At 63.4% G+C, this 23,913-nt stretch carries 18 protein-coding genes; 8 read left to right on the top strand and 10 right to left on the bottom strand.

Annotation, left to right across the window (positions count from 1 at the left end):
- The first annotated feature begins 203 nt into the window (after window positions 1-203).
- On the top strand, window positions 204-653 hold the full coding sequence (gene ccmE / locus G9Q80_RS09500) for a cytochrome c maturation protein CcmE (RefSeq protein ID WP_043139608.1): 450 nt from the start codon (window positions 204-206) through the stop codon (window positions 651-653).
- On the opposite strand, the gene G9Q80_RS09495 is transcribed toward ccmE, so the two are convergent.
- From G9Q80_RS09495 to G9Q80_RS09470, 6 genes are all read right to left on the bottom strand, one after another.
- Window positions 632-1,981: a sensor histidine kinase gene (locus G9Q80_RS09495; RefSeq protein ID WP_168246449.1), complete on the bottom strand. Its 1,350-nt coding sequence runs from the start codon at window positions 1,979-1,981 to the stop codon at window positions 632-634. The genes ccmE and G9Q80_RS09495 overlap by 22 nt on opposite strands.
- Before the next feature lie 177 nt (window positions 1,982-2,158).
- The gene (gene eno, locus G9Q80_RS09490; RefSeq protein ID WP_043139607.1) at window positions 2,159-3,433 is read right to left on the bottom strand and encodes a phosphopyruvate hydratase; all 1,275 of its coding nucleotides are present in this window, start codon (window positions 3,431-3,433) and stop codon (window positions 2,159-2,161) included.
- Between the two features lie 212 nt (window positions 3,434-3,645).
- On the bottom strand, window positions 3,646-4,515 hold the full coding sequence (locus G9Q80_RS09485; protein ID WP_074620405.1) for a DMT family transporter: 870 nt from the start codon (window positions 4,513-4,515) through the stop codon (window positions 3,646-3,648).
- A gap of 173 nt (window positions 4,516-4,688) precedes the next feature.
- On the bottom strand, window positions 4,689-5,648 hold the full coding sequence (locus G9Q80_RS09480; protein ID WP_043139605.1) for a glucokinase: 960 nt from the start codon (window positions 5,646-5,648) through the stop codon (window positions 4,689-4,691).
- 11 nt (window positions 5,649-5,659) lie between these two features.
- Window positions 5,660-6,982 carry a GH1 family beta-glucosidase gene (locus G9Q80_RS09475; RefSeq protein ID WP_088714959.1) on the bottom strand — a complete coding sequence of 441 codons (1,323 nt, stop codon included), beginning with the start codon at window positions 6,980-6,982 and terminating at the stop codon, window positions 5,660-5,662.
- Window positions 6,983-6,991: 9 nt separating this feature from the next.
- Entirely contained in the window at window positions 6,992-8,014 is a 1,023-nt protein-coding gene (locus G9Q80_RS09470) for a LacI family DNA-binding transcriptional regulator (protein WP_043139602.1), read from the bottom strand.
- 244 nt (window positions 8,015-8,258) lie between these two features.
- On the opposite strand from G9Q80_RS09470, the gene G9Q80_RS09465 reads away from it, so the two are divergent.
- From G9Q80_RS09465 to G9Q80_RS09440, 6 genes are all read left to right on the top strand, one after another.
- Window positions 8,259-9,524, top strand: coding sequence for an ABC transporter substrate-binding protein (locus tag G9Q80_RS09465; protein WP_088714958.1), 1,266 nt, complete (start codon window positions 8,259-8,261; stop codon window positions 9,522-9,524).
- A gap of 165 nt (window positions 9,525-9,689) precedes the next feature.
- Window positions 9,690-10,691, top strand: coding sequence for a carbohydrate ABC transporter permease (locus tag G9Q80_RS09460; RefSeq protein WP_043139599.1), 1,002 nt, complete (start codon window positions 9,690-9,692; stop codon window positions 10,689-10,691).
- Window positions 10,692-10,703: 12 nt separating this feature from the next.
- Window positions 10,704-12,038 carry a carbohydrate ABC transporter permease gene (locus G9Q80_RS28140; RefSeq protein WP_232788189.1) on the top strand — a complete coding sequence of 445 codons (1,335 nt, stop codon included), beginning with the start codon at window positions 10,704-10,706 and terminating at the stop codon, window positions 12,036-12,038.
- 89 nt (window positions 12,039-12,127) lie between these two features.
- Window positions 12,128-13,780 carry a beta-galactosidase BglA gene (bglA, locus tag G9Q80_RS09450; RefSeq protein ID WP_088714957.1) on the top strand — a complete coding sequence of 551 codons (1,653 nt, stop codon included), beginning with the start codon at window positions 12,128-12,130 and terminating at the stop codon, window positions 13,778-13,780.
- Between the two features lie 21 nt (window positions 13,781-13,801).
- The gene (locus tag G9Q80_RS09445) at window positions 13,802-14,890 is read left to right on the top strand and encodes an ABC transporter ATP-binding protein (RefSeq protein WP_088669052.1); all 1,089 of its coding nucleotides are present in this window, start codon (window positions 13,802-13,804) and stop codon (window positions 14,888-14,890) included.
- Window positions 14,891-15,043: 153 nt separating this feature from the next.
- A complete protein-coding gene (locus tag G9Q80_RS09440; RefSeq protein WP_088714956.1) occupies window positions 15,044-15,439 on the top strand; it encodes a VOC family protein in 396 nt (131 codons plus the stop codon).
- Window positions 15,440-15,875: 436 nt separating this feature from the next.
- Here the strand turns inward: G9Q80_RS09440 and G9Q80_RS09435 are convergent, their stop codons facing one another.
- The 4 genes from G9Q80_RS09435 to G9Q80_RS09420 form a co-directional block, all read right to left on the bottom strand.
- Window positions 15,876-16,499: a class I SAM-dependent methyltransferase gene (locus tag G9Q80_RS09435; RefSeq protein WP_088714955.1), complete on the bottom strand. Its 624-nt coding sequence runs from the start codon at window positions 16,497-16,499 to the stop codon at window positions 15,876-15,878.
- A gap of 4 nt (window positions 16,500-16,503) precedes the next feature.
- Window positions 16,504-17,256, bottom strand: a complete 753-nt coding sequence (pssA, locus tag G9Q80_RS09430; protein WP_088714954.1) for a CDP-diacylglycerol--serine O-phosphatidyltransferase — start codon at window positions 17,254-17,256, stop codon at window positions 16,504-16,506.
- Window positions 17,257-17,259: 3 nt separating this feature from the next.
- The gene (locus tag G9Q80_RS09425) at window positions 17,260-17,952 is read right to left on the bottom strand and encodes a phosphatidylserine decarboxylase (protein ID WP_043139586.1); all 693 of its coding nucleotides are present in this window, start codon (window positions 17,950-17,952) and stop codon (window positions 17,260-17,262) included.
- Window positions 17,953-18,281: 329 nt separating this feature from the next.
- Entirely contained in the window at window positions 18,282-20,741 is a 2,460-nt protein-coding gene (locus tag G9Q80_RS09420) for a vWA domain-containing protein (protein ID WP_088714953.1), read from the bottom strand.
- A gap of 234 nt (window positions 20,742-20,975) precedes the next feature.
- Between G9Q80_RS09420 and uvrA the strand changes: the two genes are divergently transcribed.
- Window positions 20,976-23,834, top strand: coding sequence for an excinuclease ABC subunit UvrA (gene uvrA / locus G9Q80_RS09415; RefSeq protein ID WP_088669055.1), 2,859 nt, complete (start codon window positions 20,976-20,978; stop codon window positions 23,832-23,834).
- Window positions 23,835-23,913: the final 79 nt, after the last annotated feature.

The following is a 23,913-nucleotide window of genomic DNA, read 5'->3' as shown; positions in this document are numbered from 1 at the left end:
GGCCGCGCGCACAGGCGAGTTTGCGTTCAGGCCACGCAGGCCTTGAGGAGGGCGCTGCCCTCCTCAAACTCCTCCCGGAGGTATTTCTATTTCTGGCCCAAAGAAGCCGGCAGGCGCGGCAAATTGTGCAAACCCCTCCCCAAGGGCCCGTGGTTTCTCTATATTTGCGGCATAGCTTCGCGACGCGGTGAAAGAGGATCCACATGGCCCTGAAATCCCTCAAAAAACAAAGGCGGATCCAGATCGTTGCGCTGGCCGCCGTGGCGCTGATCGTCTCGACCGGGCTGATCGGTTACGCCATGCGCGACGGGATCAACTTCTTTCGCTCGCCCAGCCAGGTGATGGAAGAGCCGCCTGCTCCGAACGAGGTGTTCCGCATCGGCGGGCTGGTCGAGGAAGGGTCCCTTGTGCGGGGCGCGGGTGAGCAGATCCGGTTCAGTGTGACCGATGGCGGGGCGACGGTGCCCGTGGTCTATACTGGCGTGCTGCCTGACCTCTTCGAGGAGAACCAGGGCATGGTCGGCACCGGTCGCTATGTGGACGGCGTGTTCGAAGCCTCGGAGATCCTGGCCAAGCATGACGAGACCTACATGCCCAAGGAAGTGGTCGATGCGCTGAAGGAACAGGGCGTCTACCAGGAGCCCGAGAGCTGAGCACCGGGTTTGCTCGGCGTGTTGGGCGTTTCGACCAGGTAGAGCACCACGCGCAAGCCGCCGCGTAGCGGGCGGTCCAGCATCATGCCGCCGCCGGACTGGCGGGCAAAGCCGGCAACGGAGGACAGGCCGAGGCCGCTGCCTTCGTGCGGAGGCTTGGTGGTGTAGAAGGGCTCCGCAAGCCGCGGCAGGGCCTCTTCCGGCACGCCCGGTCCGTCATCCTCGACGATCAGCGCGACGTAGGGCGGAGGGGATTCGGGAGCGGGGTCCAGCCCTCCGGCAGAGCCGCGACGTTCCGCGGTGATGCGGATCGTTCCGTATCCGCCCGTTGCCTCCTGCGCGTTCAGGCACAGTTGAATGGCGCAGGTTTCCAGCATGTCGCGGTCGGCCAGGGCCACGAGCGGATCGTCGGGCGGCTGGGTCTCGACCCGCATGTCGGGGCCGAGCATGTCGCTCAGGACCTCTGTCAGGTCGAAGAGGAACCCTTCCATCGGGATCGGGGCAGGTGACAGGCGGGTGCGACCGCTGGCCGCCATGAGTTGTCGGACGGTGACCGCAGCGCGGCCGGCGGCGGCGCGGCTTTCTTCGATGGCAGCCTGGCGTTCACGGGCATCGTGCAGGGTCTCGAACAGTTCGAGGTTGCCCAGGACGACGGTCAGCTGGTTGTTGAATTCATGCGCGACGCCGCCGACGAACTGACCCAGGGCGCGGGCCATCTGTGCACTGGCATAGCGTTTCTGCGCGGTGCGCAGATCGGCCTGCAGCCGCCAACCCACGATCATCGACCCGATGTAGTAGCCAAGCACTGCCAGGGCGACGAAGGCGACCAGAAGCCGGTCGGTCCAGGTCTCGAGAAGTGGCTGCAGCAACACCACGAGCGACAGCATCATGATGGAGACCAGAGCGCAATCGGCGACCAGCAACCCGGATTCGCGCTGCGGGCGTTGCAGGGTGTAGAGCGCGTAACCCACGAGACCCGCAGCGCCTGCAAAGGTCGTTCCGGGGTTCATCTGGACGGACACCAGGTAGAGCGGCAGCGCCAGGAAAGAGAAACCGGCCAGAACGTAGCTGGCCAGCGCACCCCAGTAACGCAACGGCGCCGGACCTGTCCGCAGGCGCAGCAGCAGGAAGGCAAGCCCGCCTTCGAAGACAAGGTAAGCCGCACCCCAGGCCAGGGCGATCTGCCGGTCGATGACTAGCAGCAGCACGGAGACCACCACGGCAATGACGACATAGCGGATCACGATCTCGAGCGGGGATCCGTATTCGGCGCGCCGCATCTCGTCCAGCCGCGTCTGATAATTGTCACGGGAGGGGAGCGGGGCCATGTCCTGCGTCTCTCCGCCTGGGCCGCGCGAACATGCGGCTGTGATCACGATAAAACATGGCTCAGGGTACGCAATCTCCTGGGCCGCGTCACTTGCGTTATTCGGAATGCTACCCGAATGAACAGGGCCCGATGGCATGCCTTAGGGCCCTGTTAAGGTTTTGAAACCAAAAGGTTGTTAGCGGAGGATGCTGCGTCCCGCATAGATTGCAGTGTCTTCCAGCATCTCCTCGATCCGGATCAGCTGGTTGTACTTCGCGAGCCGGTCCGAACGCGCCAGCGAGCCGGTCTTGATCTGGCCGCAGTTGGTGGCAACGGCGAGGTCGGCGATGGTCGCGTCCTCGGTCTCACCGGAACGGTGCGACATCACGTTGGTCATGCGCGCGCGGTGCGCCATGTCCACGGCCTGCAGGGTTTCGGTCAGGGTGCCGATCTGGTTGACCTTGACCAGCATCGAGTTGGCACAGCCCTGTTCGATGCCCATCGCCAGGCGCGCGGGGTTGGTCACGAAAAGATCGTCACCCACCAGCTGCACCTTCTGGCCCAGCACCTCGGTCAGCATGCGCCAGCCGTCCCAGTCGTCCTCGGCACAGCCGTCCTCGATCGAAATGATCGGGTAGTCGTTCACCAGGGCCTGCAGGTAGGCCACGTTTTCATCCGGGGTCAGCGAGAGGCCTTCGCCCTTCATCTCGTATTTGCCGTCCTTGAAATACTCGGTCGAGGCGGCGTCGAGGGCCAGATACATGTCCTCGCCGGGCTTGAAACCGGCCTTCTCGATCGACTTCAGGATGAAATCCAGCGCGTCGCGGGTGCTCTTGAGTTCCGGCGCAAAGCCGCCTTCATCGCCGAGGCCGGTGGACATGCCCGCCGCGCTGAGTTCCTTTTTCAGGGTGTGGAACACCTCGGAACCCATGCGCACCGCTTCGCGGATGTCGGTCGCGGCGACCGGCATGATCATGAATTCCTGGATGTCGATCGGGTTGTCCGCGTGTTCGCCGCCGTTGATGATGTTCATCATCGGGACGGGCAGGGTGCGCGCCGAGGTGCCGCCGACGTAGCGGAACAGGGGTTGCCCGGTGAATTCCGCCGCGGCCTTGGCGGTGGCCAGGCTGACACCCAGGATGGCATTGGCGCCCAGGCGGCCCTTGTTCTCGGTCCCGTCCAGTTCGCACATGGCAAGGTCGATGGCGACCTGCTCGGTCGCGTCAAAGCCCAGGATCGCTTCGGCGAGTTCGCCGTTCACGGAGGCCACGGCATCCAGAACGCCCTTGCCCATGTAGCGGGCCTTGTCGCCGTCGCGTTTTTCCACCGCTTCGTGCACGCCGGTCGAGGCGCCAGAGGGCACGGCCGCCCGGCCCATCGATCCGTCTTCGAGGGTGACGTCGACTTCGACGGTCGGGTTGCCGCGGCTGTCGAGGATCTCGCGGGCGTGGATGTCGATAATGGTGCTCATGGATCTGGTCCCTCAAGGCTGTCCGTTCGCCGGTGTCATAACAGGCGCGCGGGGAAAGTAAACGTGAGCGATAGCGCTAACGCCCCTTTGTGTGTGCGGGTTGCGCTAACGTCGCGCGCTAACGGTCCGGGGCAGATGAGGCTGCGGAACGAAGAAACCCAGTCTTTGTAAGCCCTTGATGACGTTCCGTCGCCCAGGAACGGGCAGGTGGATCAGGCCTCCGCGGCGCGGGCCAGCCGTCGTTCGCGCACGAAGGTATAGAGCCCGGCGACGAGGATGAGGGCGGAGCCCGCAAGCGTCCAGAAATCCGGTCGATCGCCAAAGATCAGCACGCCCAGCCCAGTGGTGAACACGAGCCGCGAATAGCGGAACGGTGCCACGATCGAGGCCGGCGCCATGCGCATGGCCGAGGTGATGGCCAGGTACCCCGAGGTCGTCACCACGACCGCGCCCAGGGTCGGCCAGAGCGCGGCGCCGGTAAAGCTGGAGGGTTCCGGTGTCAGTGCCCAGAGCGTCAGCCCCGGCAGCAGGGTCGAGCCGAATCCCCAGGTCGAGATCGCCAGTGCCGGGATGTGGCCGGGCGAAAGCCGGGTGACAAGGTCACGGGCCGACAGCGCGGTGATGCCCATGACGGCAAACAGTTCCCATCCGGTGAACGCGGCACCGAAGGGGCGGATCACCATCATCATGCCGATTATGCCGACACCCACGGCAGCCCAGCGGCGCCAGCCCACATGTTCGTTCAGGAACAGCGCCGCGCCCAGCGTCACCACCAGGGGGCCGGTCTGGATGATCGCGGCAAAGACCGGCAGTGGCACATAGCGCAGCCCGACCACCATGCCGATGGCGCCGAAGACCTCGAAGAGATTGCGCAGCAGGATCATCGGGTGCAGTGCATCACGGCTCCAGACAGTGACGCGCAGGGCGCGGGCCATGACGATGAACAGCAGCGTGCCGCCCAGTCCCACCAGCGTCATCACCTGCCCGATGGGCGCGGCCAACGTAGCCAGCTTGAAAAACGCATCCGCCCCGGCCAGCAGTGCCATCGAGAGGATCATCAGGGAAATGGCGCGCAGGATCATGCGGGCGCCTGCGCGGGGCGGGTGCGGGTCATTCCGGGGCTTTCGGTGAGTGTCGTGTCCCGCAGGTATCGCCCGGGCGCGCGCGCGGGGCAAGGGGCAAGCCGCTTCGAAGCGGCTTGGGAACGGGTTTGGAAACCCGTTGCAAGGGCTTTCGAAAGCCCTTGCGCGCCAGGTCAGGCGGCCATGATCTCGGCCAGATGGGCGGCGCAGCCCCGGAGCGCGGCGTAATCGTCGGTGACCAGGTCGACCGGAAACTGGGTCATGTAGGCATTGAACCGCCCCTTGTCGGCAAAGGCCTCGGCAAAGCCCAGGTGGCGCAGGTGTGGGCCCAGGTGGCGTGTCACGCCGCCGACCAGATAGATGCCGCCAAAGGGCAGGGTGACCAGAGCCAGGTCGCCGGTGTAACGGCCCAGAAAGCGTACAAAGAGCCGTGCGGCCCGCTGCGCGCGCGGCTCACCGGCCTCGAACCCGGCCATGATCTCGGCCGCGGGCAGGGGCAGGCCGTCCCCTTCGTCGTGACAGACCCACGCGTAAAGCCGTTCCAGCCCGCGGCCCGACAGGATCTCTTCCAGGCCCGGATGCCCGGTCTTTTCAGCGACCCAGTCCACAAGGCGCAGCTCCTCGGCATCGCGCGCCAGAAGCGAGACATGCCCCGCCTCTGCCGGGGGTACAAGGGTGCGAGCGCCCTGGGTGTAGACGGGTACGGCGTTCAGCCCGGTGCCCACGTTCACCACAAGGCGCACGGCATCCGCCGGGGCTTCGCGCCCGGTCAGGACCGGCGACAGGCTATCGTGACCCAGGTGTGCCACGGCGAACCCCTGCGCCTGAAGGTCGTTCAGAACCGCAACCCGGGCCGCCCCGATGCGCTTCTTGAGCGCGGCCGAATCCACCGTCCAGTCCAGGTTGGTCAGCGTGCCCACCCCGTCATGCACCGGCCCGGCCATGTCGATGCAGACACCGACGGGGGCCACTTTCTGGTCGTCCAGGTAGCTGTCCAGGATCGGTTCGATCCCGGCGTTCTCGGAGTTGCGAAAGCGGCGGATGCTGTCGTCCAGCACCTGGCCGTCCCGGCTCAGGGCGACCCGCGTGTTGGTGCCGCCGATGTCGGCGACAACGGAAAGCTCTTGCGTCATGGCGTGGCCTTTCAGGTGGTCAGGGCTTTGGCAAGCGCGTGATACGATGCCTTGGGCGTCCGCGCCAAGGTCTCGAAATCGACATGGACCAGGCCAAAGCGCTTTTCGTACCCAAGCGCCCATTCGTAATTGTCCAGCAGAGACCAAGTGAAATAGCCCTTCAGCGGGACGCCCTCGGCGATGGCCTGCCGGACCTTGTCCAGGTGGGCATCCAGGTAGGCGGTCCGGGCCGGGTCCTCGACCGCGCCATCCTCCAGCACATCGGCCGAGGCCATGCCGTTCTCGGTGACGTAAAGCGGCAGGTCGCCGGTGTACTCGCGCGCGGTGCGGGTCAGGAAATTGTAGAGGCCCTCGGGGTAGATTTCCCAATCCATGAAGGTCTTGGGCAGCGGGCCTTCGACCTCGCGGTAATCGGGCCAGGGGTTTCCGGCCGGTGCGATCAGCTTGCGCGTGTAGTAATTGATCCCGCACCAGTCGAGCGGGGCGGTGATGGTCGGGAAGTCCTCTTGCCAGCCCCTGGGCAGATGTGGCTCCAGCCCGTCCAGCGCGGCCTGCGGATAGGCGCCCTTGAACACGCCACCCATGAACCAGTGGTTGTAGATCGCGTCATAGCGGTCGGCGGCGGCGCGGGCGGCCGCGCTGTCGTCGGCTGGGTCGGCCCATTCCATGTTGAAGACGCCACCAAGGTTGTCCATGCCCAGTCCGCGCATGGTTTCGATGGCGCGGCCATGTGCCAACAGGACGTGGTGCATTGCGCGCGCCGTGGCGCGGATGTCGCGGACGCCGGGGGCGTGGTGGCCGTCGAAATGGCTGAGCCAGGCGACGCACCAGGGCTCGTTTATTGGCGCGACGGAATACATCCGGTCGCCGATGCGCTCCATGATGATCTGCGTGTAGTCGGCGAACCAGCCGGCGATGTCCCGGTTGCGCCAGCCGCCGAGGTCCAGAAGGGGCGAGGGCAATTCCCAGTGATAAAGCGTGGCGCAGGGCCTGATGCCGCGATCCAGCAGAGAGTCGGCCAGGCGATCGTAGAAATCCAGCCCCTCTTGGTTGACCTGCCCGCGCCCTTCGGGCAGCACGCGCGCCCAGCTCAGCGAAAAGCGGTAGGCGTCGAAGCCAGCCTGTTCGACCAGGTCCAGATCCTCGCCATAGCGGTGATAGTGATCGCAGGCCTTTTCGCCGTTCTCGAAACGGGTGACGTTCCCCGGGGTCGCGGCGAAATCATCCCATTGGGTGCGGCCCGCGCCACCAAAGGCGTGACCCTCGATCTGGTAGCTCGAGGTGGCGCAACCGAAGAGGAAATCTTCGGGAAAATCAGATCTCTGGTGTTTCATGTTCAACCTTTATTGCGCGGGTCCGGTCGAGCTTCCGATGATCAGCTCGGCCTCCATCAACTGGGTCAAGGGCGCATGCGCGGGATTGCGGATAAGCTCCAGCAGCATTTCAGCCGCCCGCATCCCGGCCAGGCGCACCGAGGAGCGCGTGGCGGTAAAGATCGGCACGTCATGGCCGTTGCGCAAATAGCCCAGGTCGTCGTCATGGGTGATGACGGACACGTCCCGTCCCATTTCCAGCCCGGCCTCGTGGATCGCCCGGCGGACGCCGATGGCGGTGATCATCGAGGAGACAAGGAAGCCGGTGGGCGGAGTGTCCAGCGCCAGCATCTCTGCCGCGCTGCGGTAGCCATAGACCTCTGTCATCTCTTCCGAGCGCATCAGCGCCGGGTCCAGCGCGATGCCACGGTCGGCCAGTGCCGCCTCATAGGCGACGCGGCGGCGGTGGGCGAAATCCATGAATTCCAGCCCGTTGATCAGGGCAATCCGCCGGTGGCCCAGGTCCAGCAGGAACTCGGTCGCGCGCTGGAACGCGCGCCCGTTGTTGGTGTCCAGCCAGGAATAGGGCAGGCTGACCTGAGAGGCGCGGCCATGCACGACGAAGGGCAGCCCCAGCTCGGTCAGCAGTGCGATCCGGCCGTCGGTCATGCGTGGGCCGTGGACGATGATCCCGTCGACATTGCCACGGCTGCGGATCGAACGATAGGCCTGTTCCTCGTCCTTGTCGTCGACCAGGCTGATGACCACCTCGTAGCCCGCCTTGGAGTAGGTCTGACCGGCCCCGGCGATGAAATCTCCGAAGATCGGGTTCACCATCTCGTGCTGGTCGCTGATCGGCAGGACGTGACCGATGGCATGGGCGCGGCCCGTGGCCAGCCCCTTGGCCCTTGCGTTGGGGCTGTAGTTCAGCTCGCGCGCGGCACGCAGAACCTTTTCCCGGGTCTTTTCACTGACCTCGGGATAACCGTTCAGCGCACGGCTGACGGTGGTCTGGGAAAGGTCGAGGTGTTCGGCGAGCTGTTTGAGGTTCATGTCACGATAAGGCTCAAAGCGCTTCGGATTTGTCAAGAGACGACCGCACGGATGGTGCTGTATTGCAGAGAGCTTAGCCGCACCGCAGCATGTAAATTTCAATGGTCAAAGGACGAATGTTGACAGGTTGGGCCGACTCGCAGATAGTGGCGCCACCCAAAGCGCTTTGAGAAACTTTGTTTTCGACGGGTGCGGGATACGCAGGAGAACCCGCGCGGCGAGGCGCGGGATGGGAGGATAATCAATGAAGTCACCGTTTTACCTGAGCGTCGCGGCCCTGGCCCTTGGCGCCGGCATGGCGCATGCGGAGAAGCTGACCGTTTTCGGCCCCTGGCTGGGTCCGGACCAGGAGCTGGTCGAGGATGTTCTGGATGTCTTCGCCGAACAGACCGGCCATGACGTTTCCTATGTGGGCTCTGACAGTTTCGAGCAGCAGATCGTTGTCGATGCCGAAGCAGGTTCGCCCCCGAACGTCTCGATCTTCCCGCAGCCGGGCCTTGCCTCCGACATGGCGTCGCGCGGTTTCCTGACCCCGCTCAAGGATGGCACCGGCGACTGGATTCGCGAGAATTACGCGGCAGGCGACAGCTGGGTCGACCTCGGGACCTACGCCGACCAGGACGATGCGGACAAGTTGTTCGGCTTCTTCTACAAAGTCGATGTGAAATCGTTGGTCTGGTACAACCCCGAGAACTTCCTCGATTTCGGTTACGAAGTGCCGGAAACGATGGAGGAGCTGCGTGCGCTGGAGCAGCAGATGATCGACGATGGCGAAACGCCCTGGTGCGTGGGCCTGGGATCGGGCGGGGCGACCGGCTGGCCGGCGACGGACTGGGTCGAGGACCTGATGCTGCGCACGCAGCCGCCCGAAGTCTATGACCAATGGGTCGCCAACGAGATCCCCTTTGACGATCCGCGCGTCGTGGCCGCGATCGAGGAATTCGGCACCTTCATCGAGGATGACAAGGTGGCCGGCGGCCGGGGCGCAGTTGCCTCGACCGATTTCCGCGACAGCCCCAAGGGTCTGTTCTCGGCACCGCCGCAATGCATGATGCACCGTCAGGCGTCGTTTATTCCGACCTTCTTCCCCGAGGGAACAGAGGTCGGCCTTGATGCCGATTTCTTCTATTTCCCGGCCTACGAAAGCAAGGATCTGGGTCAGCCGGTCCTTGGCGCGGGCACGCTCTGGGCGATCACGAATGAGAACGACGCGGCACATGACCTGATCGCCTTCCTGCAAACCACCGAGGCGCACGAGATCTGGATGGCCAATGGCGGCTTCATGACGCCGCTGAAATCGGTTGATCCGTCCAAGTTCAAGGACGAGGCCACCGCCAAGATGAACCAGATCCTGCTGGACGCGACGACCTTTCGCTTTGACGGATCGGACCTGATGCCCGGTGGCGTTGGCGCGGGCAGCTTCTGGACCGGCATGGTCGACTATGCCGGCGGCAAGCCCGCGGCAGAGGTGGCGGCCGAAATCCAGAGCAGCTGGGACTCGCTCAAGTAAGCGGATCGAACCGGACCCACCCGTCCCGGGCCTTGCCCGGGACCTCTGCCGGGCCGATCAGCTCGATGAGGGCAGGGGCCCCGGATCAGGTCCGGGGCGGGGATTCTGACGGCCTGCGCTGCGCGAAGGCGTGCGGCCAATATCCAGAGTGACAGGGAGCACAGCATGCATCCGGCGCTACAAGGACTTCTGACAATCGTGATCGGCGTGGGGTCGTGTATCGGCTACTTCTGGGCGTCGAACCAGTTCCTGGACCGGGTCCTGTTTCCGGCCAGGGGGCCGAACGCGGGGCGAAACATCAACCGCGCCAACATGATCCGGCCCTGGCTGTTCCTGTTCCCGGCGCTGTTCGCGCTGACGCTCTACCTGGCCTACCCGGTTTTCGAGACGCTGCGCCTGTCGCTGACCGACCGTGACCAGGGCGGGGCCTTCATCGGGCTGGCCAACTACACGCAGATGATGGGCGAATCCAAGTTCTGGGAAGCGATGGGCAACAACATGCTCTGGCTGATCGTCGTGCCGGCGCTATCTACGGCCTTTGGCCTGCTGGCAGCGCAGCTCACCGATCGCATCGGCTGGGGCAACATTGCCAAGTCGTTGATCTTCATGCCGATGGCGATTTCCTTTGTGGGTGCGGCGGTGATCTGGAAGCTGGTCTATGACGCGCGCCCGCCGGATGCGGAGCAGATCGGCGTGCTGAACGCGCTCTATGTCTGGTTCACGGGCAACGATCCGGCGCAATGGCTGACCATCCCCTTCTGGAACAACTTCTTCCTGATGATCGTGCTGGTCTGGATTCAGACCGGCTTTGCGATGGTGATCCTGTCGGCGGCGCTGCGCGGAATCCCCGAGGAAACGGTCGAGGCGGCCATCGTCGACGGGGCCAACCCGTTCCAGATCTTCTTCAAGATCAAGGTGCCGCAGATCATGCCGACCATCATGGTGGTCTGGACGACGATCACGCTGGTCGTGCTCAAGATCTTCGACATCGTCTTTGCCATGACCAACGGCCAATGGGGCACGCAGGTCCTGGCCAACTACATGTTCGACAAGCTGTTCCGCGCCAATGACTGGGGCGTGGGATCGGCCTCGGCCATCGTCATCATGCTGCTGGTCACGCCGATCCTTGTCTGGAACGTGCGGCAGGCCCGCAAGGAAATGCGGTAAGGGAGCGGGATCATGGACAATATCGCAGGTCACAAGTCCTCGCTCACCTGGGCGGTTCATATCTCGGTCGTGCTGCTGGTTGCGCTCTGGCTGTTCCCGACCGTTGGACTGTTCGTGTCCTCCTTTCGCACGGCGGACCAGATCGCATCCTCCGGCTGGTGGAACGCGCTGTTTCCAACGGAACAGTCGCTGACCCTGCGCACGGATTCTCCCGAGGAACAGGTGCAACAGGACGGGGTCTACGTGCTGGAGGGCAACCTGTTCATGGTCGAGGGGCGTGAGGCTGCGCCGATCTCGTCCTATGGGACCTCCTCGCGCGACATCTCGGCCTTTGCGCCGGGTGAGGAGGCCGAGTTGCGCCGGGGCGGGTCAATTACCGTGCAGGAAAACGGCGACTACCGCCTTGTCTCCGAAGAGGAAATTGCCGGCGGACGCGGCATCCGGATCTTTGTCACGGCCGAGATTCCACCGGAATTCACCCTACGCAACTACGACACGGTCCTGGGCCAGGACGTGGTCAAGCGGCTGGCCATCTACATCGCGGCGGCGGCAATCCTCTGGGGCGTGATGCGGTTCACGCTGGCCGCGCAGCCCGCGATCGTGGCACAGGGGGCGCCGGTTGTTGGCGGGCTGGTACTGCTGATCCTGCTGGCCGCGACGTTCGGACTGTCCAGTGGCGCCGCAGAGGGGGCGCAGACCACCGACGACATGGGGCGGGCCTTTTTCAGTACGCTGACGGTGACGGTTCCGGCGACGATCATCCCCATCGTGGTCGCCGCCTTTGCCGCCTATGCGCTGGCCTGGATGGATTTCCCCGGTCGGGCGCTGCTGATCGCCTTTGTCGTGGGCCTGCTGGTCGTGCCGCTGCAACTGGCGCTGATCCCGCTTCTGAAGCTGCACCTGGCCATCGGCATCGGCAAGGGCTACCTCGGCGTCTGGCTGGCGCATACCGGGTTCGGCCTGCCGCTGGCGGTCTACCTCTTGCGCAACTACATGGCCGGCCTGCCGCGTGACATCATCGAGAATGCCCGCGTGGACGGCGCGACGGAGTTCCAGATATTCACCAAGATCATTCTGCCGTTGTCCTTCCCGGCGCTGGCCAGTTTCGCCATCTTCCAGTTCCTCTGGACCTGGAACGACCTGCTGGTGGCCAAGGTCTTCCTGATCGACGCGACGGGCCAGACCACCGTGATGACCAACCAGATCGTCGAACTGCTGGGCACGCGCGGCGGCAACTGGGAAATCCTCGCGACGGCGGCCTTTGTCTCGATCGCGGTGCCGCTGGTCGTCTTCTTTGCCATGCAACGCTACCTCGTGCGCGGCCTTCTGGCCGGCTCCGTCAAGTAAACCCCGCCCCGGACCTGATCCGGGGTCACCCCCTGCGGGCACCGGGACAGGATGTCCCGGGTGAAGCCCGGGACGCGAAGGATCAAGACATGAACGCGCAACTGCAAACCCAGACCGATCCGAAAGCCGACAAGGACTGGTGGCGTGGAGCGGTGATCTACCAGATCTACCCGCGCAGCTACCAGGACAGCAACGGCGACGGGATCGGTGACCTCAACGGCATCACGGCACGTCTGCCTTATGTGGCCAGCCTCGGCGTCGACGCCATCTGGATCTCGCCCTTCTTCACCTCGCCGATGAAGGATTTTGGCTATGACGTCAGCGATTACTGTGACGTGGACCCGATGTTCGGCTCGCTCAGTGATTTCGACGTCATGGTGGATACGGCGCACAAGCTGGGCATCCGGGTGATGATCGACCTCGTGCTGTCGCATACCTCGGACCAGCATCCCTGGTTCGCGCAAAGCCGGGCCAGTCGCGACAACCCGAAGGCGGACTGGTACGTCTGGGCCGATCCCAAGCCCGACGGCAATCCGCCCAACAACTGGCTGTCGATCTTCGGCGGCCCGGCCTGGCAATGGGATGCGCGGCGCGAACAGTATTACCTGCACAACTTCCTGACCGAGCAGCCGGACCTGAACTTTCACAACCCGGACGTGCAGGATGCGCTCTTGAACGTGGTCCGCTTCTGGTTGGATCGTGGTGTCGACGGCTTCCGTCTGGATACGATCAACTTCTACGTCCACGATCAGCAGCTGCGTGACAACCCGCCCTTGCCGGTGGATCAGCGAGACGCCTCGATCGCGCCGCGGGTGAATCCCTATAATCACCAGCTGCACCTCTACGACAAGAACCGCCCCGAGAACCTCGATTTCCTCGCCCGGTTCCGCGCCGTGCTGGACGAATACGACGCGACCACGGCAGTGGGAGAGGTCGGCGATGCCCAGAAGGGGCTGGAGATCATGGGCGAATACACCGCCGGGGACGAGCGGGTTCACATGTGCTATTCCTTCGAGTTCCTCTCGGGCACCCAGCCGGACGCTGCGCGCATTGCCGACGTGATGGAGCGGGTCGACACGGTGGTGCCGGACGGCTGGGCGTGCTGGGCCTTTTCCAACCATGACGTGGTGCGCCACGCCTCGCGGTGGGAACTCACACCCTCCGCGCAAAAGGCCTTTGCCACGCTGATGATGTGCCTGCGCGGATCGGTCTGCATCTACCAGGGCGAAGAGCTGGGCCTGCCCGAGGCGGACGTGCCGTTCGAGGACCTGCAAGACCCCTACGGGATCGAGTTCTGGCCCGAGTTCAAGGGCCGCGACGGGTGCCGCACGCCGATGGTCTGGGAGCAGTCCAACCTGAACGGCGGCTTTTCCACGGGAACGCCCTGGTTGCCGGTCAGCCACGCGCATCTTGGTCATGCTGTCGCGGTTCAGGAGGACGATCCTGGCGCGCTTCTTCACCACTATCGCAAGGCGATCCATTTCCGGGCGACCCATCCCGCGCTGGTCAAAGGCACGCATGACAAGGTCAAAGCGACAGGCAGCGTCGTGCATTTCATCCGCAGCTACGAGGGCGAAGAGGTCTTCGTCGCGGTCAACATGAGCGGAGAGCCGGCGGTGATCGAGATGCCCGCCGGCGACTGGCAGCAGATCGGGCTGGAACTGGGCAGCGCCACGGCGGCGCCGGACGGTAGGCTGCACCTGGGACCTTGGCAACCCGCGCTGGCGCGGCGGCAGGCATAACGAGAAAGAGGGGGAGGGGACATGGCCAACCTGAAACTGACCGATGTCGAAAAGACCTATGGCGGCACCGTGCAGGTGCTGCGCGACATCAACCTCGAGATCGACGAGGGCGAGTTGATCGTCTTCGTCGGCCCCTCGGGCTGTGGCAAATCCACGCTTCTGCGAATGATCGCGGGACTGGAAAAGATCACCGGCGGCACGCTGGAAATCGACGGACAGGTGGTCAACGACGTGCCGCCCGCGCAGCGCGGCATCGCGATGGTGTTCCAGAGTTACGCTCTGTATCCCCATATGACGGTGCGCGAGAACATGTCCTTTGCGCTGAAACTGGCCAAGAAAAGCCCTGACGAGATCGACGCGGCGGTGGATCGGGCGGCCAAGATGCTGCAACTGGATCCCTACCTCGACCGCCTGCCCAAGGCCCTGTCCGGTGGTCAAAGGCAGCGGGTGGCCATTGGGCGGTCGCTGGTGCGCGATCCCAAGGTCTACCTGTTCGACGAGCCGCTCTCGAACCTGGATGCTGCGCTGCGTGTAGCGACGCGGATCGAGATTGCGCAACTGAAGGAACAGATGCCCGACCGGACCATGATCTACGTCACCCATGACCAGGTCGAGGCGATGACCCTGGCCAGCCGCATCGTCGTGCTGGCCAACAAGGGGATCGCGCAGGTGGGCAGCCCGCTGGAACTGTACGAGCGGCCCAACAGCGAGTTCGTGGCGCAGTTCATCGGCTCTCCCTCGATGAACCTGCTGCCCGGCGAGGTGGTCGAGACCGGCACGCAGACCCGCGTGAAACTGGACGGCGGCGGTACGGCCCTCTCGGACTATCCGACCACCGAGGCTGACAAGGGGCTGCGGGTCAATGTCGGCGTGCGGCCCGAGGATTTCGTGCCCACCGAGGACACGCCGATCTATTCCGGCATGGTCGAGATCACCGAGGCCCTTGGGGAGGTGACGCTGCTCTACTTCCAGGCCGAAGGTGGGGGCGACCCGGTCATCGGCAAGCTGCCCGGCATCCACCGCGAGATGCGTGGCAAGCAGGTGTCGCTGGGCGCGGAACCGAACAAGGTGCACCTCTTCGCGGAGGGGGTGTCGCTGCTGTATCGGTGAGGCGCTGCCCGCTGTTGCCGTGGTCGACCTTGCGGCAGCGTTGACTGCCCCCGTCGGGGCGGTCCGGGCCGGTTGTCATTGATCCACGTTCTTGCGATGTCCGCGGTCGGGGCAGGAGACATGTGACATTGGCAATTTACCGGAAGGAACAGCATGGCCAAGGCAATACACAGCATGATCCGCGTGCTCGACGAGGCACGTTCGGTCGATTTCTACCGGACGGCTTTCGGGTTGGAGATCGCGGAACGCAAGGACTTCGATGATTTCACGCTGGTCTACCTGAGCAATGCAGAGAGCAGCTTCGAGATCGAACTCACCGTGAACAAGGGACGTACCGAACCCTATGACCTGGGCGACGGGTATGGTCATCTTGCGGTTTCGGTCGCGGACCTGGGCGACACCCACAAGCGGCTGACCCATGCGGGGCTGGCACCGCGCAAGATCGTCGAATTCGCGCCGGACGGAAAGAGGTTCGCCCGTTTCTTCTTTGTCGCGGACCCCGATGGTTATCAGATCGAGGTCATCGAACGGGGTGGTCGGTTTCTCTAAGGGTGCCGGACATGGACGACAGGCAAAAGTGTCCCCCGGGACGGCGGGCCTTGAAAAATTCGTGCTTGGGAAAGCGGTGAGGTTCGAAGCGCAGCGACTGCTTTGACCCCGAGGGCCAGCCACACGCGCCATTGCTGCGCGAGCGGTTTCGTCCTCGGGTCGTCCTTGAAGATGGCCGAGGCGTTTAGATTTCAATAGCTTTAGAAATCGCCAGCGCATCTTCAAGTTCAACGCTGAGCTGCCTCAGAGGGCAGTCATGAGGCCCGTTCGTGCCCAATGCTGCATGGCGTATCCAATCGGGACACAAGGCGCCGATGCTCGTCCGTCGTTCCAAATCAGGCTGTCGCCGTCAGGCAACCCTTGGCTGACAGATGGGGTCCTGTCGGAAACGCTCTTCCGCCGCGCTGATGATCTTTCCCGCTCTGTTCTTGGCGGATCACCGATCCGCTTTCTCAAGCACCAGGAACGTCATCATGCCGAAAGGGGGCAGCGGTTTCTTCTCTCTGACCGTAAGCTCCGGTTGTTTGAGCACGGTGCCGATGTCGAAATCGGAATGCCAGCCCAACAGGTTTGCGAATGGCGCAAAAAATCGTTCGATCCGTGCCATGATACCGGTTTCCTGGGCGAAGTGATTGGTGATGACGATCTTGCCTCCGGGTTTGCAGACCCGCGCTATCTCGGCCATCACGCGTTCGGGTTCCGGCACGACAGAGATGATGTGCATCGCTGCGACGGTATCGAAATGATCGTCCGGAAAATCGAGACTTCGCGCATCCATCTGCCGGAGGCTCCTGACGTGCCCCAACCCGAAGCGATCGACTTTTTCCCGCGCCTTGGCCAGCATGTCGTCACTGAAATCAATACCCGTGACGCAAAGGTCTGAACGATAGTTTCGTAGTGCAAGACCGGTCCCGACACCGACCTCCAGAACGCTCGTCCCGCTTTGTCCATTGATGTACTCGACTGCCGCGCGCCGTCCGGTATTTGTAATCGCGCCGAAGGTCTGGTCATAGACGGGGGCCCACCTCGCGTAGGAGGTCTTGATTGCGCCGAGTTCCATCGCGTTAGTCCTTTGTGTTCCTTGATTTGCGAGCGGATCGAAACGCCCAGATCAGGCTGCAGATGTAGGCAAATGTCATCAGCGCCAGGGTGGCCCAAAGATATGTCAGCAATGCTGCAGCCATAAGCCCGGCGCCAAGAAGGAAAAATTTGGCGTTCCCGCGGTCGATTGACAGTTGCTTGAAGGAATAGGTCGGGATGCGACTGATCATCAAAAGACCGACAAGAAAAACGTGGCCAGCGATGACCGAAGGCGCGGCCAAGGGCAGGTCAGAGAAGAGAAAGGAGATAACCATTGGCAGCAACACGAGAACTGCGCCCGCTGGCGACGGGACACCGACAAAGTAACCGCATCCGGTGTCTTCTTTGTCCATCCGGCTGTCGACGTTGAATCGTGCCAGTCGCAGGACGCAGCAAATGGAATAGCTCAAGACAGCTATCCAGCCCGCGCTTTGGAAATCCTGCAGGGCCCATTGGTACATGATCAGTACAGGCGCCACTCCGAAATTCAGGAAATCCGCCAGGGAATCCAGTTCCGCACCGAACGGCGACTCGCTTTTCGTCAAACGCGCGAGCCGGCCGTCCAGACCATCCAGAACGCAGGCCACCAGAACCAGGCGCACGGCCAATTCAAAATTCCCTTCATAGCCAAAGCGTATGGCCGAAAGGCCCGCACATATGGCCGAGATGGTGACCAGATTCGGCAGCAGCTGCAGGACGTTGATTTTCTTTCTCTTGTCGGGCAACGGGTGGGGCATGCTTTAATCTGTTCGCGCCGAACGAGCAGGCTCGTCCGAGGCCAAGTCGGCAAGGACCGTCTCGCCCGCGATCATGGTTTGCCCCAGAGCGACAAGTGGTTGCACACCATCCGGCAAATAGACGTCCAGTCGCGAACCGAAGCGTATCAGGCCAAACCTTTCACCGGTTGCCAAGACGTCGCCCTGCGCGGAAAAACAGACGATCCGCCGCGCAACCAACCCAGCGATCTGAACCACGGCGATCTGTCGCCCGTCCGCCATGTCGATGCACAGGCTGTTCCGTTCGTTGTCGGCGCTGGCCTTGTCCAGAGAGGCATTGAAGAACTTGCCCGGCCGATAGGCGATCGCCGAAATCCGGCCCGCGACAGGTGCACGGTTCACATGGCAGTTGAAGACACTCATGAAGACGCTGACACGGGTCAATGGCTGATCCGTCATGCCCAATTCCGGCGGCGGCACGGCCTTTTCGATCAGCGAGACCACGCCATCGGCGGGACTGACGATCAGGCCCTCACGGCTTGGTGTCACACGTGCCGGGTCACGGAAAAAGTAGTAACACCAAATCGTCAGTCCGACGCCCACCCATCCCAGGACGGACGAGACCAAGAAGAGCGCGGCTGCGAAAACCGCGAAAACGGCCACAAAGCGTCGCCCTTCGGGATGCATCGGCTTGATGAATGTATCGCGCATTTTCATGGATGTGTCGCTTTTCCTTGGCGAATGGTCGCTTCCATATCCAACCCGGGCACGGACCACAACATCTTAAGGGTGATGGATGTAGCCGCGCCCTAAGCCGAAGAAAACGAACCTGTCGATCTGTTCCGCTACCGACGGACAGTGCTTTTCGGTGAAAGTCGGCTTAAGTCCGATTGGCCGGGGTCCAGCGCCAACAGCTCCCGAAGGTTTCTTCGGGAGCTGTTGTGCGACATGGCTTTGTTCCGACAATGCCACAAGGAACAAGTTGTATCGTTTCCTGCAAAGGGCTGGCCGGGACAGGGGCCTTGTGATCGACTGGACGGCCGGCCTTACTCCGGCTCGTAGGTCAGTTCGATGGGCTTGCGGAACAGCACCTTGTTGCCTTGACCCATCACGTAGCGCAGCTCGTACTTGCCCGGACCTTCGGGGAGTTTCAGCACCAGCGGGCTGTCCTCGGAGGTGTGCTTGTAAGTGCTGTACTTGTTGTCCGGCTCACCGACGCGGGCAAGGCTGATGTAGTCGCCCTTGTAGTCCGGCCCGTCCCAGTCCAGCCCGAGGACCGCGCCCGCAGGCACCTGTTCCGGCGCGTCGATGCTGGCCGTCACCTCGGTCAAGGTGATCTGGTTGCGCGCCACCACGCGGGGACTGTCGCCCGCCGCCACGTACCGGATCTCATAGGTGCCCGGTTCCGCCGGCAGCCGCAGCAGCAGCGGAGAGCCTTCGCGGGTGTAGGTGTAGAAGTGATACTTGTTGTCGGCCATGTTGGCATCGGCAACGGTGACATAGTCCTTGTCGTAGCCGGGACCGTCCCATGTCACCAGCACGGAGGCGCCGGCCCGCGCCTCCGTGACCACGTCAAGCGTCGCGCTGACATCAGAGACCTCGATGGTCTTGGTGGCCAGAACGGTCCGGTCCTGCCGCATGACATAACGGATCTCGTAGGTGCCTGCATCGGCGGGCAGGGTCAGGTCCAGCGGCGAGCCTTCGCGGGTGTAGGTATAGTTGACATAGCCATCGTCTCCGATCTCGGACACGGTGATGTAGTCACCCTCATAGTCCGGCCCGGTCCATGTCACGGGGATGTCCGATCCGGCCGCGCCTGTCGGCGCCACGTCCAGCGTGGCCGAAACCTCTGTCACCTCGATCATCCGCGTGGCCAGAACGGTCCGATCCTGGCGCATGAAATAGCGCAACTCGTAGGTCCCCGGTTCCGAGGGCATCTTGAGCGTCAGGGGCGAACCCTCGCGGGTGTAGGTGTAGTTGACATAGCCCTTGTCGTCCGGTTTCGAGACGGCGATGTAGTCGCCCTCGTAGTCCGGCCCGGTCCAGGTCACGGGGATGTCGGCGCCCACCTCCGCCGTCTCGGCGGCCTCGAGGCTGGCGTCCAGCGCCGTAACCTCGATCATGCGGGTGGCCAGCACGGTACGGTCCTGGCGCATGAAATAGCGCAATTCGTAGGTGCCTGGCTCGGGCGGCATCACCAGTTGCGCGGGCGTGCCGTCGCGGGTGTAGCTGTAATTGACATAGCCTTTGTCGCCGGGTTCCGACACGGCGATGTAATCGCCGTCGTAATCCGGGCCGGTCCATGTCACCGGGATGGTTGCACCGGTGGGCACGCTGCCATCCGCGTCAAGGCTGGCCTCTGCCGCGGTGACGGTGATTGCCTGCGTGGCCAGTGTCTGGCGTCCGTCCCGAAGCACATAGCGCAGCTCATATTCGCCGGGTTCGGGCGGCATCACCAGTTGCGCGGGCGTGCCGTCCCGCGTGTAGGTGTAGTTCACATAGCCCTTGTCGTCCGGCCTGGAGACGGTGACATAGTCGCCGTCCTCGTCCGGGCCTTCCCAGGTGACAGGGATCGTCGATCCGGCCACCGCCTGTTCAGCACCGCTGACCAGCGCCTCGGGCAGGGAACTGGGCAGCACAAGGGTGACGGTCTGCGTGGCGTCGGTCACGTCAAAGCTCTTTTCGACGCTGCTTTCGTCCTCGGGGCGCAGCACGGTCACGGTATAGCTGCCGGCGGGCAGGTCGATGTCCAGCGAGGCGCTTTGCTGAAAGTCGACGATCACCTCGTCGCCGCGGCGAACATCCCAGACCAGCGGCGTTTCGATGGTGCCGCCCTCGGCGCCGTCTTGCGCCACGAAACGGGTCGAGAAGGTGGCCGCCGGCTGCGCCTGGGTCACCTCGGTCAGGGCCTTGCCCAACTCGCTGGCATTGGCGGCCAGCAGGAACTGGCCACCAGTCTCGTCGGCCATGCATTGCATCTGGCGGCGTGCCTCGGGGTCGCTGACGTCAAAGCCGACCACGTGCACGGTCAGGTCCACGCCGGCCTCTTCGAGCGCGCGGGCGGCGGCGCAGGGATCGGGGTTGCAGGTCTCAATCCCGTCGGACACCAGGATCACGGTGGCCGGGTCTTCGGTGTATTTCAGCGCCTGGGCGGCCTGGATGACCGCATCGGTCATCGGCGTCTTGCCACGCGGACGCAGCTTGTTCACCTGGGCGGCGATGGCGTCGCGGCTGGCGGTGCCGGGTTCGACAAGCGTCTGGATGTCCGTGCAATCGCCCTTGGTGCGGTGGCCATAGGCGGTCAGCCCCAGCGCCTGCGTCTCTGGCAGGGAGGACAGCAGGTCGCCGACGACGCCCTGAGCGATGGTGATCTTGGCGACCCCGTCTATCTGGCCCCACATGGAGCCGGAGGCGTCGAGCACGAGAATGGACTTGCTGTCTTCCTGTGCGGCGGCAAGCGCCGGAACAAGGCAAAGCGCCAGAGCGGCGCGGCGAAACCCGGTCATGAAATCCCCCCTTTTGGCGGTAATACGCCGCTACCCTGCACCGAGGGGCACTGTCCGGGCAAGGAAAGGTTTACCCCACTGGCGCCCGCTTTCCGACCAGCCTGCGGCGTGAGGAAGCACGCCGGCGGAAATCCGGGCGCCGCTGCTTTTGTTCACACTTCGTTCACGTTTTTCGATTGGCGGTCTCGCCGAATTCAACTATGTCTACGCAGGTTGGAATGCCGGGGGTGAGTGATGCCGGAACTCAAGCAGATCGAAGTCCGCGGGGCGCGGGAACACAATCTCAAGTCGATCGACGTGGATATCCCGCGAGATCAACTGGTTGTCATCACCGGCCTCAGCGGGTCGGGCAAGTCTTCTTTGGCCTTCGACACGATCTATGCCGAGGGGCAGCGCCGCTATGTCGAGTCGCTGTCGGCCTATGCGCGGCAGTTCCTGGACATGATGGAAAAGCCCGACGTCGACCACATCAGCGGCCTGTCGCCTGCCATTTCCATCGAGCAGAAGACGACGTCGAAGAACCCGCGGTCGACCGTTGGCACCGTGACCGAGATCTACGATTACCTGCGGCTGCTCTTCGCCCGCGTCGGCACACCCTATTCGCCCGCCACCGGCCTGCCGATCGAGGCCCAGCAGGTGCAGGACATGGTCGACCGGGTCATGGGCATGGAGGAAGGCACGCGCGCCTACCTGCTTGCCCCCATCGTGCGCGACCGCAAGGGCGAATACCGCAAGGAATTCCTGGAACTGCGCAAGCAGGGGTTCCAGCGGGTCAAGGTGGACGGCGAGTTCTACGAGCTGGACGAGCCGCCGACGCTGGACAAGAAGTTCCGCCATGACATCGACGTGGTGGTCGACCGGATCGTGGTGCGCGAGGGGATGGAAACCCGGCTGGCGGACAGTTTCCGCACCGCGCTGGACTTGGCCGATGGCATCGCGGTGCTGGAGACGGCCCCGCGCGAAGGTGACCCCGAGCGGATCACCTTCAGCGAGAATTTCGCCTGTCCTGTCAGTGGCTTCACCATCCCCGAGATCGAACCGCGCCTGTTCTCGTTCAACGCGCCCTTCGGCGCCTGCCCGGAATGTGACGGGCTTGGGGTCGAGTTGTTCTTTGACGAACGGTTGGTGGTGCCTGACCAGACGCTGAAGATCAGCGACGGTGCGCTGGCACCCTGGCGCAAGGGCAAGAGCCCCTATTTCCTGCAGACCATTGAGGCGATTGCCAAGCACTACGAGTTCGACAAGAACGCGCGGTGGAAGGATCTGCCCGCGCATGTGCAGCAGGTGTTCCTCTACGGCTCGGGCGACGAGGAAATCCAGTTCCGCTATGACGAGGGCGGGCGCGTCTACCAGGTCAGCCGCGTTTTCGAGGGCGTCATTCCCAACATGGAACGGCGCTATCGCGAGACCGACAGCAACTGGATCCGCGAGGAATTCGAACGCTACCAGAACAACCGCGATTGCGGCACCTGCGGCGGCTATCGCCTGCGGGAAGAGGCACTGGCGGTCAAGATTGCGGGACTGCACGTAGGCCAGGTGGTCGAAATGTCGATCAAGCAGGCCTTTGACTGGTGCGAAACCGTGCCCGCCAGCCTGACCAGCCAGAAGAACGAGATCGCCAAGGCCATTCTCAAGGAGATCCGTGAACGGCTGGGGTTCCTGAACAACGTCGGACTTGAATATCTCACGCTAAGCCGTTCTTCCGGAACACTTTCCGGTGGCGAGAGTCAGCGTATCCGTCTGGCCAGCCAGATCGGCAGCGGGCTGACCGGGGTTCTCTATGTCCTTGATGAGCCGTCGATCGGTCTGCACCAGCGCGACAACTCGCGCTTGCTCGACACACTCAAGAACCTGCGCGACCAGGGCAACACGGTACTGGTGGTGGAACACGACGAAGAGGCGATCCGCGAGGCGGACTACGTCTTTGACATCGGTCCCGGTGCGGGGGTGCATGGTGGTCAGGTCGTGTCGCAGGGCACGCCAGAGGAAGTCGCAAGTGACCCCGCCAGCCTGACGGGCCAGTACCTGAGCGGCACGCGTGAAATCTCTGTTCCGGACAAGCGCCGGAAAGGAAACAAGAAAAAGCTGAAGGTGGTCAAGGCGACCGGCAACAACCTCAAAGAGGTGACCGTCGATTTCCCGCTGGGCAAATTCGTCTGCGTGACCGGCGTGTCCGGCGGCGGCAAGTCGACGCTGACCATCGAGACCCTGTTCAAGACCGCCAGCATGGCGCTGAACGGCGCCCGTCAGACGCCCGCGCCCTGCGAGACAATCAAGGGGCTGGAGCACCTGGACAAGGTCATCGACATCGACCAGCGGCCTATTGGGCGTACTCCGCGTTCGAACCCAGCGACTTACACCGGGGCCTTCACCCCGATCCGCGACTGGTTCGCGGGATTGCCAGAGGCCAAGGCGCGGGGCTACAAGCCGGGGCGGTTCAGCTTCAACGTCAAGGGCGGGCGCTGCGAAGCCTGCCAGGGTGACGGTGTCATCAAGATCGAAATGCATTTTCTGCCCGATGTCTACGTCACCTGCGAGACCTGCAAAGGCGCGCGCTACAATCGCGAGACGCTGGAAGTTCTCTTTAAAGGCAAGAGCATAGCCGACGTTCTTGAGATGACTGTCGAGGATGCGCAGGAGTTCTTCAAGGCCGTTCCGGCGATCCGCGACAAGATGGATGCGCTGATGCGCGTGGGGCTGGGCTATATCAAGGTGGGTCAGCAGGCGACGACGCTGTCGGGAGGCGAGGCGCAGCGGGTGAAGCTGTCCAAGGAACTGGCCAAGCGATCCACGGGCCGCACGCTGTACATCCTGGACGAGCCTACCACGGGCCTGCACTTTGAGGACGTGCGCAAACTATTGGAAGTGCTGCATGAATTGGTCGAGGCCGGGAATACCGTGGTGGTGATCGAACACAATCTCGACGTCATCAAGACCGCCGACTGGATCGTGGATATCGGCCCCGAGGGGGGCGATGGCGGCGGCAGGATCGTTGCCGAGGGCACGCCGGAAAAGGTAGCCGAGGTCGAGGCGTCTCACACCGGACGTTACCTCAAGCCGATGCTGAAGCCGCGCAAGGTGGCGGCGGAATAGCGAGCCGGTTTTTGTACGAAACGTACAAAACGTACAGCGAATCCGGCAAAACGTACAAAACGCACCAGAAGTGAACAGG

The organism is Mameliella sp. LZ-28 (assembly GCF_012274245.1).
GTDB classification, from domain to species: domain Bacteria; phylum Pseudomonadota; class Alphaproteobacteria; order Rhodobacterales; family Rhodobacteraceae; genus Antarctobacter; species Antarctobacter albus.
Note: the sequence above shows the minus strand (reverse complement) of the source record. Positions and strands in the feature narration are given on the sequence as shown.

Excerpts from the sequence above, each read along its gene's own strand:
- G9Q80_RS09480 (WP_043139605.1), bottom strand. The coding sequence starts at position 5,648 with ATGACGCAAGAGCTTTCCGTTGTCGCCGACATCGGCGGCACCAACACG.
- G9Q80_RS09460 (WP_043139599.1), top strand. The coding sequence starts at position 9,690 with ATGCATCCGGCGCTACAAGGACTTCTGACAATCGTGATCGGCGTGGGG.
- G9Q80_RS09465 (WP_088714958.1), top strand. The coding sequence starts at position 8,259 with ATGAAGTCACCGTTTTACCTGAGCGTCGCGGCCCTGGCCCTTGGCGCC.
- ccmE (WP_043139608.1), top strand. The coding sequence starts at position 204 with ATGGCCCTGAAATCCCTCAAAAAACAAAGGCGGATCCAGATCGTTGCG.
- pssA (WP_088714954.1), bottom strand. The coding sequence starts at position 17,256 with ATGCCCCACCCGTTGCCCGACAAGAGAAAGAAAATCAACGTCCTGCAG.
- bglA (WP_088714957.1), top strand. The coding sequence starts at position 12,128 with ATGAACGCGCAACTGCAAACCCAGACCGATCCGAAAGCCGACAAGGAC.
- G9Q80_RS09470 (WP_043139602.1), bottom strand. The coding sequence starts at position 8,014 with ATGAACCTCAAACAGCTCGCCGAACACCTCGACCTTTCCCAGACCACC.
- uvrA (WP_088669055.1), top strand. The coding sequence starts at position 20,976 with ATGCCGGAACTCAAGCAGATCGAAGTCCGCGGGGCGCGGGAACACAAT.
- G9Q80_RS09420 (WP_088714953.1), bottom strand. The coding sequence starts at position 20,741 with ATGACCGGGTTTCGCCGCGCCGCTCTGGCGCTTTGCCTTGTTCCGGCG.
- G9Q80_RS09440 (WP_088714956.1), top strand. The coding sequence starts at position 15,044 with ATGGCCAAGGCAATACACAGCATGATCCGCGTGCTCGACGAGGCACGT.
- G9Q80_RS09435 (WP_088714955.1), bottom strand. The coding sequence starts at position 16,499 with ATGGAACTCGGCGCAATCAAGACCTCCTACGCGAGGTGGGCCCCCGTC.
- eno (WP_043139607.1), bottom strand. The coding sequence starts at position 3,433 with ATGAGCACCATTATCGACATCCACGCCCGCGAGATCCTCGACAGCCGC.
- G9Q80_RS09475 (WP_088714959.1), bottom strand. The coding sequence starts at position 6,982 with ATGAAACACCAGAGATCTGATTTTCCCGAAGATTTCCTCTTCGGTTGC.
- G9Q80_RS09485 (WP_074620405.1), bottom strand. The coding sequence starts at position 4,515 with ATGATCCTGCGCGCCATTTCCCTGATGATCCTCTCGATGGCACTGCTG.
- G9Q80_RS28140 (WP_232788189.1), top strand. The coding sequence starts at position 10,704 with ATGGACAATATCGCAGGTCACAAGTCCTCGCTCACCTGGGCGGTTCAT.
- G9Q80_RS09445 (WP_088669052.1), top strand. The coding sequence starts at position 13,802 with ATGGCCAACCTGAAACTGACCGATGTCGAAAAGACCTATGGCGGCACC.
- G9Q80_RS09425 (WP_043139586.1), bottom strand. The coding sequence starts at position 17,952 with ATGAAAATGCGCGATACATTCATCAAGCCGATGCATCCCGAAGGGCGA.
- G9Q80_RS09495 (WP_168246449.1), bottom strand. The coding sequence starts at position 1,981 with ATGGCCCCGCTCCCCTCCCGTGACAATTATCAGACGCGGCTGGACGAG.